Source organism: Streptococcus sp. ELY_90 (assembly GCF_058314475.1).
On sequence record NZ_JBZFUJ010000006.1, the window covers coordinates 41177 to 54047 of the forward strand.

Consider the following 12871-nt stretch of genomic DNA (forward strand, 5'->3'; position numbering starts at 1 on the left):
GTTTTTGTGTATGGACACAATTTACAGAAAGGAAATAAATACGGTCAGAAAACGTTGAGAAGAATCCAACTCTTTTTGTTTTCTTAGTACCCTTGTATCTTAATAATTATGACACACGAATTTACTGAAAACTACGACGTAATCGTTATCGGCGCCGGTCATGCCGGTGTTGAGGCTGGCTTAGCAACAGCTCGCATGGGCTGCAAGACTTTGCTTGCAACCATCAATCTTGAAATGCTGGCTTTTATGCCCTGCAATCCTTCTATTGGAGGGTCTGCCAAAGGAATCGTGGTTCGCGAGATTGATGCTCTTGGCGGTGAGATGGGGAAGAATATTGATAAATCTTATATTCAGATGAAGATGCTCAATACCGGCAAGGGTCCTGCCGTACGTGCGTTGAGGGCGCAGGCTGATAAGGCACTTTATGCTCGCAACATGAAGCATACGGTTGAGCAACAGGAAAATCTGACTCTTCGCCAGTCTATGATTGAAGAAATTTTAGTGGAAGATGGCAAAGTTGTCGGCGTTCGGACCGCTACCAATCAAAAATTTTCGGCCAAAGCTGTTATTGTCACGACAGGGACAGCCCTGCGCGGAGAAATTATTCTGGGGGAACTCAAGTATTCTTCCGGCCCCAATAACAGCTTAGCGTCTATTGGGCTTGCAGATAATTTGAAAAACTTAGGTCTTGAAATCGGCCGCTTTAAAACAGGAACACCTCCGCGAGTGAAGGCTAATTCTATCAATTATGAAGAAACCGAGATTCAGCCCGGAGATACAAAACCGAATCATTTTTCTTTCATGTCAAAAGATGAAGACTACCTGCAGGATCAAATTCCCTGCTGGCTGACTTATACCAACCAAACCAGCCACGATATCATTAATAAAAATCTCTACCGTGCGCCCATGTTTTCGGGTATTGTTCAAGGGGTGGGTCCGCGCTATTGTCCGTCTATTGAGGATAAGATTGTACGGTTTGCAGATAAGGATCGGCATCAGCTGTTTTTAGAACCTGAAGGGAGGGAAACAGAAGAAGTTTATATTCAGGGGCTGTCAACCAGTCTGCCGGAGGATGTCCAAAAAGATTTGGTTCATTCCATTAAAGGGCTCGAACAGGCTGAAATGATGCGTACGGGTTATGCGATTGAATATGACATTGTTTTGCCGCATCAGCTGCGGGCAACCTTAGAAACCAAAAAAATTTCCGGACTTTTTACTGCCGGACAGACCAACGGAACCTCAGGTTATGAAGAAGCTGCCGGTCAGGGAATTGTGGCAGGAATCAACGCTGCTCTTAAAATCCAAGGAAAACCGGAACTCATCCTCAAGCGCAGCGATGCCTATATCGGTGTTATGATTGATGATTTGGTGACCAAAGGGACCCTGGAGCCTTACCGGCTTTTAACATCGCGTGCGGAATACCGCCTCATCTTGCGTCATGACAATGCAGACATGCGTCTGACAGAAATCGGCCATCAAGTTGGGCTTGTTGATGAGAAGCGCTATCAGCAGTTTGCCGTTAAAAAGGCTCAGTTTGACAATGAGCTCAGCCGATTAGATTCTTTGAAATTAAAACCGGTGCCTGAAACGAATCAGATGGTTGAAGCATTAGGCTTCAAGCCTTTAACGGATGCTGTGACAGCGAAAGAATTTATGCGTCGCCCAGAGGTAACCTATGCTGATGCTGTCAGCTTTATCGGTCCGGCAGCAGAAGATTTGGACAGCAAGCTGATTGAACTTTTAGAAACAGAAATCAAATATGAAGGCTATATCAAAAAAGCGCTCGATCAGGTTGCTAAAATGAAACGTATGGAAGAAAAGCAAATTCCTAAAAATATTGACTGGGATGCGATTGATTCTATCGCAACTGAGGCGCGTCAAAAATTTAAGAAAATCAATCCGGAAACAATCGGGCAGGCCAGCCGTATATCCGGCGTCAATCCGGCGGATATTTCAATTTTGATGGTCTATCTTGAAGGAAGAAGACACTCGGCTAAAAACTAACCAATAGCAGGCCGGCAACCTTCTTTACCCCCTATATTTTATAAAGCTTTTATGGTATAATTAGGGCTTAAGAGGTTTAGATAATGAAAAGATTTCGTTTTGCAACCAGCCACCTGATCATGATAGGCATGATTTTATTTGGAATTTTGGCTATCAGTACCCGTGTTTTTCCGGATTCTCCGCTGCTGATGTTCATTGTTTTTTTAACGTGCGCAGCTATCGTCATATTACTTTATTATCAAAAAAGTGTCTATGAACTTTCTGAATTGGAGCAAATTGAACTTTTAAACAGCCAGACGGAAGGCAAGCTGATTACGATGCTTGATCAAATGCCGGTGGGTGTTGTTCAGTTTGATCCTGAAACAGACAAGATTGAGTGGTTCAATCCCTTTGCAGAATTGATTTTTACCAAGGAAGACGGTGAATTTGACAGTGACTTTATCATGTCTGTCATCAAAAGTAAAAAAGAAGGCTCCGCTGATCAGACAATGGAAGTCGGAGATAACAAGTATTCTGTCTATTTAGATGTAACTAACGGCATCTTTTATTTCTTTAATCTATCCAGAGACAATGACAGCCAAAAGCAAGGTCCGGATTTGCAGCCTGTCATCGGTGTTATTTCCATTGACAATTATGATGACACCGTCGAATCTTTGGCTGATGCAGAAGTGTCTCAGATTAATGGTTTTATTGCTAATTTTATTTCTGAATTTGCTCAGAATAACGGCATCTTTTACTGCCGTGTCAACATGGATCGGTTTTATTTCTTTACGGATTACGGCACTTTAAATCAGCTGATTCAAAATAAATTTGATGTGCTGGAACAATTTCGCAAAGAAGCTCAGGAGCGCCAGCTCCCTTTGACCCTGAGCATGGGAATTTCCTACGGCAGGACCAATCATGATCAGATTGGCCAGATTGCTCTTAAAAATCTTAACATTGCTCTGGTTCGGGGCGGCGACCAAGCTGTTATCCGTGAAAATGAGGACAATAAAAGGCTGCTTTATTTCGGCGGCGGCAGCGTTTCAACCGTAAAACGTTCTCGAACAAGGACACGCGCCATGATGACTGCCATCTCAGATAAGATAAAAACAGTTGACAGTGTCTTTGTGGTCGGACACAAAAATCTGGATATGGATGCTTTGGGAGCTTCTGTCGGCATGCAGGTTTTTGCTAATAATATCATTGAGCATGCTTATGCCGTTTATGACGATGACAGTATCGGCCACGATGTCAAAAGAGCAGTTGAGCGTTTGCAGTCTGATGGCAATACACAGCTGCTGACTGTCAAGGAAGCCCTTGAACAGGTGACGGAAAATTCTCTTCTTGTCATGGTTGATCATTCTAAGCTGCAGTTGACGCTGTCAAGAGAGCTTTACGATAAGTTTACAGAAGTTATTGTTATCGACCACCACAGAAGAGATGATGATTTCCCGGAAAATGCGACACTAACCTTCATTGAGAGCGGTGCCAGCAGCGCCAGTGAGTTGGTGACAGAGCTTTTACAGTTCCAAGACAGTAAATACCGCTTGAGCAAGATTCAAGCCAGCATTGTCATGGCAGGAATTATGCTTGACACTAAGAATTTTTCTACACGTGTGACTAGCCGTACTTTTGATGTTGCCAGCTATCTGCGGACACTGGGAAGCGACAATGTGGAAATTCAAAACATATCGGCTCTTGATTTTGATGAATACCGATCCGTTAATGAGTTAATTTTACGCGGCGAACGTATTCTGCCGAATGTCATTGTGACAGCCGGATCAGAAGATGCCAGCTATTCTAAGGTTATCGCCGGCAAGGCCGCTGATACTATGCTCAGCATGGCAGGTATTGAAGCTACATTTGTCATTACCAAAACCTCTGAAGGGTTTGTCTCTGTGTCAGCACGGAGCCGCAATAAAATCAATGTTCAGCGGATTATGGAAGAAATGGGCGGCGGCGGCCACTTTAACTTAGCTGCTTGTCAAATACAGGATATGACTGTTAAAGAGGTTCGCGAGCTCTTGTTAGAAAAAATTAAAGAAGAATTTAAAGAAAATAAGGAGTCTTAGTGATGAAAGTTATTTTTTTGGCAGATGTCAAGGGAAAGGGTAAAAAAGGCGAAGTCAAGGAAGTTCCTACAGGCTACGCTCAAAATTTTTTAATCAAGAAAAATTTAGCCAAAGAAGCCACCAAACAGGCCATCAATGAGCTTAAGGGCAAGCAGAAGTCCGAAGAAAAAGCTCAGGCAGAACTGTTGGCTGAAGCTAAGGCCATCAAGGCAGAGCTGGAAAAAGAAGCAACTCTTGTTCAGTTCACAGAAAAAGTCGGTCCGGACGGTCGAACGTTTGGTTCTATCACAGCTAAAAAAATCTCTGAGGAATTAAACAGACAGTTTGGAATTAAGCTTGATAAGCGCCATATTAAGCTTGATCACTCTATCCGTGCGATTGGGGTTATTGAGGTGCCTGTAAAGCTTCATAAAGATGTTGACGGTATTATCAAACTTGAGGTTAAGGAAGCCTGAATTCATGATCAGACAAAATAAGGTTAGGGGGTGAGAAGTTTTGCCAGAAGCTCCGGAATTACGAGTTCAGCCTCAGGATTTGGTAGCAGAACAATCTGTCTTAGGTTCTATTTTTATATCGCCTGATAAACTCATTGCTGTTCGAGAATATATTGAGCCTGAGGATTTTTATAAATATGCGCATCGAGTTATTTTTAAAGCGATGATAAGTCTTAATGACCGAAATGACGCTATTGATGCAACAACTGTCCGCGCCGTTCTTGACAGTCAGGGGGACCTGCAAAATATTGGCGGAATCTCTTACCTTGTTGAATTGGTCAACAGTGTGCCAACCAGTGCCAATGCTGAGTATTATGCCAAGATTGTGGCTGAAAAATCTATGCTGCGCCGGATTATTGACCGCTTAACAGAAACGGTCAATCAAGCCTATGAGGGAGCGACAGATTCTGAAGAGATTATTGCAGGTGCTGAGAAAGCTCTGGTTGATGTCAATGAGCGCAGCAATCGCAGCGGTTTTCGCAAAATTTCTGATGTTTTAGCCATCAATTATGAAAATCTTGAACTGCGGTCAAAACAGACTTCAGATGTTACTGGGCTGCCAACAGGTTTTCAGGATCTTGATAAGATTACAACAGGCCTGCATCCGGATCAGCTGGTTATTCTGGCTGCCAGACCGGCAGTCGGTAAGACAGCCTTTGTTCTTAATATTGCGCAAAATGTCGGAACAAAAAGCAACCGCCCGGTTGCCATTTTCTCGCTTGAAATGGGGGCGGAAAGTTTAGTTGACCGGATGCTTGCATCAGAAGGTATGGTAGATGCCCATCATTTGCGGACCGGTCAGCTGAGTGAGCAGGAATGGCAAAACATTACGCTGGCTCAGGGAACTCTTGCTGAAGCTCCCATTTACATTGATGACACCCCGGGGATTAAAGTCACAGAAATTCGGGCGCGTGCCCGCAAACTTGATCAGGAACTTGAAAATGGACTGGGTTTGATTGTTATTGACTATCTTCAGCTGATCACAGGAACACGTCCGGAAAATCGTCAGCAGGAAGTTTCTGATATTTCCCGCCAGCTAAAAATACTTGCTAAAGAGCTTAAGGTTCCGGTTATTGCCCTCAGCCAGCTGTCTCGCGGTGTTGAGCAGCGTCAGGATAAAAGGCCGGTTCTGTCTGATATTCGGGAGTCAGGTTCTATTGAACAAGATGCTGATATTGTTGCTTTTTTGTATCGTGATGATTATTATGACAGAGGTGACAAGGAAGACGGACAGGATCAGCTGGAGGACAATACTATTGAGGTTATACTGGAAAAAAATCGGGCAGGTGCCAGAGGAACAGTTAAACTGATCTTCCAGAAGCAGTATAATAAATTTTCGACCATAGCCCCATTTGAGGAAAGATAGGAGAGATACATTTAATGAGTGATGCATTTGCAGATGTCGCAAAGATGAAAAAAATTAAAGAAGATATTAAAAATCATGAAGGTCAGTTGGTTGAACTGACGCTTGAAAACGGCCGTAAACGGGAAAAAAACAAGGTCGGCCGTCTGATTGAAGTTTATTCGTCATTATTTATTGTTGAATATAAGGATGAAGCAAGTATTCCGGGTGAAATTGACAATACCTATGTTGAATCGTATACTTACTCGGATATTTTGACGGAAAAAACGCTGATTCACTACTTTGATTAGATCCATGGCAGGCTTGATCTTTTATGGTTGACAGAAAATTGACAAAGTTGTAAAGTTTGCAACAAGTCTGCCAACACGGTACAGATTTTAAATCGCGCCCTGCAAAACACCAATGGCTAGGTCTATTTGAGACAGTTAAGCTTTGGACTGCGATTAGGCTAGAAAGCACCTTGCAGGAAAGGCAAGGAGATTTTGCCAGATGGTAAAAGCCGATAATTGGTTTTAGCTGCTTTGTCACAATAAAATATTATGCGAAAAGGCTTTACAAAGCCTTTTTTCTGTGTTATACTATCGTTTGTGTGAAATAGCAGCAGAGCAAAATAAAGCTCGTCAACAGGTGTCCCCGGTGGCTGTTTGCACTGCATACATTGCTTCTTAGGCTAAACTTTTATTTAATGTTGCCTTCGTGCTTTGTTTTTCGGTACAAATGATCTACTAACTTTTATCAGTAACCTTTGCTGTTTAGGCGAAGGGCATCTGCACGAATTAGGTTTGCTTAAAACGTTATTTCCTACAAAATATTTATTTTATAGGAGGACATCAAATGTCACGTTATACAGGTCCATCATGGAAACAATCCCGCCGTCTCGGTTTGTCACTTACAGGTACAGGTAAAGAACTGGCACGCCGTAACTACGTACCGGGTCAGCATGGTCCAAACAATCGCTCAAAACTGTCTGAGTACGGTTTGCAGTTGGCTGAAAAACAAAAACTGCGCTTCTCATACGGCCTTGGTGAAAAACAATTCCGTAACTTATTCGTTCAAGCGACTAAAGTCAAAGAAGGAACACTTGGTTTTAACTTTATGATTCTTCTTGAACGCCGTCTTGACAATGTCGTTTACCGCTTAGGTCTTGCAACGACGCGCCGTCAAGCACGTCAGTTTGTCAACCACGGACACATTCTTGTTGATGGCAAACGCGTTGATATTCCTAGCTATCGCGTTGAAGTGGGTCAGGTCATTTCAGTTCGTGAAAAATCAGCCAAGGTTCCAGCTATCCTGGAAGCAGTTGAAGCTGTTGTCGGACGTCCGGCATTTGTTTCTTTTGATGCTGATAAATTGGAAGGTTCACTGACACGTCTTCCCGAACGTGATGAAATCAATCCGGAAATCAATGAAGCCCTTGTCGTTGAATACTACAACAAGATGCTCTAATATAGGATTATTGCTTATCAAAAGGCTGGAACTAATCGTTTCAGCCTTTTATAATGGTTCTTTTTAATTAATTAAAGGTAGATCAGTCAGCTTATAATAAAAAGGCAGGTACGGCTTCACGATAAAAAAAGCGATTCAAATCGAACCGTTTTTTTGCTTTTAAGAAGAATTAACATACGTTAATGCATCATTTTAATAATAAAATCTGTCATCTGTTCAGGGCTTTCAACCTTACCGCGGGCAATCCACATTTGGCAGACGCCAAAGAGGGCATTGATAATATAGATTGTTCCGTATTCTCTTTCAACATCCGTCAAGTTTTTGTTTTGAAAATTATTTTGAATGGTGATGGAAAGACCGACTTGCAAATCTTGAGTGATTAACAGCCGAAATTTGTTTTTCAGGAATTCCTGAATTTCTTTGGTGCCATTCTCAGACAGCAAGGCTGCAAACAGCGGTTCTCGATTGAGAAATTCAAAGACTTCTAAAATAGCTCCTTCCTGGTTGGCTGAATTTTTGTCAAAAATATACTCCAATTTGCTGAAGAGTGTCTGCTGATAGATGTCAATCATTTCATATTTGTCTTTATAATGCGTGTAAAAGCCGCTGCGGCTGATATGGGCTGCTTTGGCTAACTCAGTTGTTGTAATATCGTTAAAACTCTCTTTTTCTAATAAATGAGCCATAGCTGTTTCCAAGGCTTGCTTTGTTTTTTCTTTTTTTAGAGATTTTGTCATGGTCAAACTCCTTTTGAACAGAATTATACACACTGTCTAAAATTCTGATTTTTATCTTGTAAAATGCTTATTTATGAGTATAATCTATTATATCAAATATTTAGACATAATGTATAAAAAGGAGAGAAAATGTTAGCGGAATTAAAAGCAGTCTTAAAAAAGCCTATGCTTTGGATTACAATGGTGGGGATAGCCCTTGTTCCTGCTTTATATAATATTATTTTTTTGCGTTCAATGTGGGATCCTTACGGCCATGTGTCAGACTTACCGGTTGCTGTAGTTAATGAAGATAAGCCGGCATCTTACAACAATAAAGAAATGACCATTGGTGAAGATATGGTTGACACCATGGCGCGAAATAAGAATCTGGATTATCATTTTGTCAGCAGCGAGAAGGCCCAAAAGGGACTAAAAGAAGGTGATTATTATATGATTATTACTCTGCCGCACGATCTGTCCCAAAAGGCAGCCAGTGTTTTGACAGATGACCCCAGACAAATCACCATTTCCTATCAGACGTCTAAAGGGCACAGCTTTGTTGCTTCTAAAATGAGCGAGACGGCTGCTAAAACTTTAAAAGCATCTGTCTCAAAAAACATTACAGGAACCTATACAAAATCTCTTTTTAAAAATATGTCAACTTTAAAAACTGGTCTTGGTGAGGCCAGTACCGCCAGTCAAAAGATAGCAGGAGGATCCAGCCAGCTGGAAAAAGGAAGTCAGTTGATTGGCAGCAATCTGGCAACCTTGGCTAATTCCAGCCAAACATTTAATCAAGGGGCTAACAGCTTGTATTCAGGTTTACAGACCTATACAGGAGGAGTGGGGCAGTTAGCTGCCGGGACAAGTCAGCTTAACAGTAAGTCACAGGAACTTCTGGGGGGAGTGTCTCAATTAAGCAATGGTTCAGGCCAGATTCAGCAATTGGCCAATGCTGCCAGTCAGCTCAATCAGGGACTGGCTGCTCTCTCAGCCAAGACAAACCTCTCAGCCCAGCAAAGTCAGCAAATTACTCAGCTGATCGGCTCTTTAAATGGCCTCAATACAGCTATCCAAAATTTCAGTGCGGCTCCTGCAGCAGCGCCCAGCAATGTCAATATCAGCAGCTATCTGTCAGCTATAACGACAGCAGCACAGAATATTGTCAATTCGGCCGGTACGACTCAGCAGACGCCAGCAGGCAGTCAGCAGCAGAATCCTTTAACTGCTGTGCAGGCGACCAGCGCTTACCAAAAGCTGTCTGCATCAGATCAGTCTGAAATTGCTGCTGCTTTAGCCAATACAGGTAATTCAACGGCAGCGACAGCAACAGGTCCTGATGCGGCAACCGTTTCTCAGGCAAAGGCCATTTTAACCAGTGTTCAAAGTATTCAAAATTCACTGCCAAACGGACAGACTGCAGCAAATACTGACAGCAATCCCAGCGCAGCTTTAACTCAATTAAAACAAACAGCAAATCTGGTGCTGCCGAGTGCATCTGCAAGCTTAACAACTTTGTCACGTGGATTGACACAGATCAATACGGCTTTAAATACACAGATTATCCCGGCCAGCAGCTCGTTAGCTAACGGCGCAGGTCAGCTTGGGAACGGTCTGTCAGCAGGAACTGCTGCATTGACAAAGGGGTTAAATGCTTATACCAGTGCAGTCGGCACGCTTAATAACGGTGCTAATACATTGGCTGCAAGCAGCAGTCAATTAACTGCTGGAGCCAGCCAGCTGGCTAGCGGTGCCAGCCAAATTTCTACAGGAGCCGGTAAATTGTCAGAGGGAAGCAACACCTTGACAAAGAACTTGACAGAACTGTCAAGCGGAAGCAGCCAGCTTTCTAAAGCTTTATCACATGCAAAGAATAAACTGTCAATTGTATCGGTTGCTGATACTAACGCCAGCACTTTAGCAAATCCTGTTTCTATCAAGCATCAGGATAAGGATCACGTAAAGAATAACGGTGTAGGGATGGCTCCTTACATGATGTCAGCAGCCTTGATGGTTATGGCCCTATCAACCAATACGATCTTTAGGGAGGCTCTTTCAGGTAAAAAGGCAAAAACTCTTAAAGAATGGCTTGAGCAAAAACTTGCCGTTAATGGTTTAATTGCTGTAGCAGGAGCCGTCATCCTTTATGCTGGAGTCCGTATGATAGGTTTGACGTCCAATTTTGAGCTTAGGACTCTGGGCTTGACTATTCTTACAAGTATCACTTTCATGACGCTGGTAACAGCCTTAGTAACCTGGCATGATAAATTCGGTGCCTTTGCGTCCTTAATTTTACTCTTGCTGCAGTTAGGATCCAGCGCCGGAACTTATCCTCTTGATGTAACAGATAAGTTCTTCCAAAACGTCAATCCTTATTTGCCAATGAGCTACTCTGTATCTGGCCTGCGAGAAACAATTTCAATGGCTGGTACAATCGGCAGTCAGGTCTTGGCTTTAGGCGTATTTTTCGTCATCTTTGCTGTTCTGGGGCTGATAGTCGGAAAACGAAAAGTTGTTTTGCAAAGAAGAGCGGCCTGAAAAGGATAAACAGAGTTTGACAGCTTACCCTTTTAATTGACTGAATCAAAAAACGAAAAAGATTGGAAAACCTGACTTCCAATTTAATTGACTGAATCAAAAAACGAAAAAGATTGGAAAACCTGACTTCCAATCTTTTTTACTGTTAAATTAAATGGTAGTGTGCCAAGGCATGCTTAATTCCGTCTTGATCGTGATGGTGAGTTATAAAGTCTGCTATCTCGCGAACTTCCTCAACGGCATTCTCCATTGCAATTGAATAATCAGCAGCCAAAAGCAAAGGAATATCATTTTTACCATCTCCGAAAGCATAAGTTGGAACATGCTGCAGATTGAGAATATCCTTGACGATATTGACACCTGTTCCTTTGTCAAATCCCGCCTTGGTAACGTCAATAGAATAAGGGCTGTTTCTGAAAAAATGGAGCTGAGGGATGGCTTTTTGATATAGGGCATCATGGCTCTTATCAAGACTGCCGACTAACAGCATGTTGACAGAGTTGTCAAGATAAAAATGTTCATTAACTGGCGGCAGTTCCTCATTAAAATAAGTAAAATGTTCTTTCAAGCCTTGGGAATTGCCTGACAGGCGGATGTCAAAGGGCGTGTAATAGGCGATTTCCTCTTCAAAACTGCGAGCCAAATCCAGCAATTTATCAGTAATTTCGCTGTCAATGTTTTGTGAAAAGACTTCTCTTCCTTCAATATAGATAGACATACCGTTCATCATAATAACAGATGTGATGCCTGACTGTTCAAGCACCCCGTTAAGCTCCTTTATCGAACGTCCGGTAGCAATAATAGGAAGATAGCCGTTTGCAGTCAGCTCCTTAAGAGCCAGCTGATTCTCAGATGAAACTTGTGACTGCTTGTTCAAAAGCGTCCCGTCAAGATCAAAAAATACTAAACCTTTATAATTCATGGTAATAGTTTACCATAAAACCTGCATATAGAAAAGCCTATAAAAGATAGGTATCTGCTGACAGGTTGACAAATTTGTAAAAAAGTAAACTTGTAAGGCTAAATTAGAAGAGCTCACTTGATCTATTAATATCGAGTATCAGGCTGAAGAGAGTGTGCTTTTTTATACATGGCAGGTTGACACAATTGTAAACAAGACTGACCGCTGCAGCTGATACCTGTCAAGCAGAAAAAACCTGCCTGATCCTACTGGATTGACAGGGAAATTTATTTTTAGCTGTCAGTAGCCTTGCTGTGAAACAAGAACTTTAGATAGTGAATAAAGACGAAGAGAACCAGCAAAACAGCCAGTATCTCCTCGAGTTTAACCAAGAGTTGAAACAAAGGATGCTGCACATTCAGATAAAGACCGGTCGCACGCAGTGAAGTGATGGATATGACAAAGGGAAAGGTAAAAGCGGAAAATCCCGGGTTGAAATCTCGTTTTAAAAGAACAGGTAATTGGACAACAACAAAGAAATAAAGGAGCTGTGAGGCTAAGAGTAAAAACCAGACAATCTTGATATTTGGATGTTGTCCGTCTGGGAAAGTTTTCAAATAGCCCGCAAGCAGGAGCGATAAAGGAGCACAAAATGTAGAAATATTAGGTTTGGCACTCTCAGGAAGCCCGATGCGGTAGGCTTTAATCGTCATAAAAGGCAGGACCAGCAGAGTCAAAATCAAGCAAATCCAAAAGATCATTTGCCCCAGCAAATACTGTCCGCTGATAGGAGCTGTCAGAGCAGCTACCGCAATGCCGACATAAAGAACTGACCATGAAGGAAAGACGTAGTCCCAGCTGAAATGCAGGACAAATGTAAAAGTAAAATAAATGATTAAGCCGGCATTTCCCAAGAGGGCCAGCCACCAGACAAGCCGGCTGGCGGCAGTAATCCAAGAACCCAGTCCGGAAAAAATTTGAATATAACCTGCAAGCAGCATGCCTGACATAAAAAAGGTCGGAAAGACGGAAGCAACCAAGGGCTGCTGCAGCTGCTCTCTTGCCTGAGAGAGATTTCTCAAAATCCCAATGATTAAAAGCAGATAAATAAAGACGGCAGCTATCCCCAGCATGTAACGTAAAGCCGGATGGTAAAGCTCCAGCAGATTGCCAAGAGCAAACAAGCCAAGACTCAGACCTGACATCACAAGGGGTGGATTTTTCAACGCTTTCATATCCTTTACACTCTCGCTTCTTTTATAATTTTTCTTATTTTAACATAAAAAAGCCTGTTTTTAGAGAGAAAATTTTCTTAAATGGAAAAAATCGTTCATTAAACATTGAAAAAAGGGGCT

Annotated in this window: 10 protein-coding genes; 7 read left to right on the forward strand and 3 right to left on the reverse strand. The window is 42.3% G+C overall.

Annotated elements, in window-relative coordinates:
- Positions 1-108: 108 nt before the first annotated feature.
- The 6 genes from mnmG (at position 109) to rpsD (ending at position 7361) form a co-directional block, all read left to right on the forward strand.
- Complete coding sequence (gene mnmG, locus AC4HAF_RS05070) at positions 109-2004, forward strand: tRNA uridine-5-carboxymethylaminomethyl(34) synthesis enzyme MnmG (protein ID WP_491091913.1); 1896 nt, start codon at positions 109-111, stop codon at positions 2002-2004.
- Positions 2005-2087: 83 nt separating this feature from the next.
- Positions 2088-4058, forward strand: a complete 1971-nt coding sequence (locus tag AC4HAF_RS05075) for a GGDEF domain-containing protein (RefSeq protein WP_491091912.1) — start codon at positions 2088-2090, stop codon at positions 4056-4058.
- Positions 4059-4060: 2 nt separating this feature from the next.
- Positions 4061-4513, forward strand: a complete 453-nt coding sequence (gene rplI / locus AC4HAF_RS05080; RefSeq protein WP_491096920.1) for a 50S ribosomal protein L9 — start codon at positions 4061-4063, stop codon at positions 4511-4513.
- 40 nt (positions 4514-4553) lie between these two features.
- Positions 4554-5918, forward strand: coding sequence for a replicative DNA helicase (gene dnaB / locus AC4HAF_RS05085; RefSeq protein WP_491091910.1), 1365 nt, complete (start codon positions 4554-4556; stop codon positions 5916-5918).
- Positions 5919-5932: 14 nt separating this feature from the next.
- Complete coding sequence (locus tag AC4HAF_RS05090; RefSeq protein ID WP_491091909.1) at positions 5933-6205, forward strand: Veg family protein; 273 nt, start codon at positions 5933-5935, stop codon at positions 6203-6205.
- 544 nt (positions 6206-6749) lie between these two features.
- Complete coding sequence (rpsD, locus tag AC4HAF_RS05095; RefSeq protein WP_491091908.1) at positions 6750-7361, forward strand: 30S ribosomal protein S4; 612 nt, start codon at positions 6750-6752, stop codon at positions 7359-7361.
- Between the two features lie 179 nt (positions 7362-7540).
- Here the strand turns inward: rpsD and AC4HAF_RS05100 are convergent, their stop codons facing one another.
- Positions 7541-8098 (reverse strand): TetR/AcrR family transcriptional regulator, encoded by a 558-nt coding sequence (locus tag AC4HAF_RS05100; RefSeq protein WP_491091907.1) that lies wholly within the window; start codon positions 8096-8098, stop codon positions 7541-7543.
- A 129-nt stretch (positions 8099-8227) separates the two neighbouring features.
- On the opposite strand from AC4HAF_RS05100, the gene AC4HAF_RS05105 reads away from it, so the two are divergent.
- A complete protein-coding gene (locus tag AC4HAF_RS05105; RefSeq protein ID WP_491096921.1) occupies positions 8228-10615 on the forward strand; it encodes a YhgE/Pip family protein in 2388 nt (795 codons plus the stop codon).
- A 145-nt stretch (positions 10616-10760) separates the two neighbouring features.
- Here AC4HAF_RS05105 and AC4HAF_RS05110 read toward each other — a convergent pair whose 3' ends face one another.
- Complete coding sequence (locus tag AC4HAF_RS05110; protein ID WP_491096922.1) at positions 10761-11537, reverse strand: Cof-type HAD-IIB family hydrolase; 777 nt, start codon at positions 11535-11537, stop codon at positions 10761-10763.
- A gap of 272 nt (positions 11538-11809) precedes the next feature.
- Positions 11810-12751, reverse strand: coding sequence for a TDT family transporter (locus tag AC4HAF_RS05115; RefSeq protein WP_491096923.1), 942 nt, complete (start codon positions 12749-12751; stop codon positions 11810-11812).
- Positions 12752-12871: the final 120 nt, after the last annotated feature.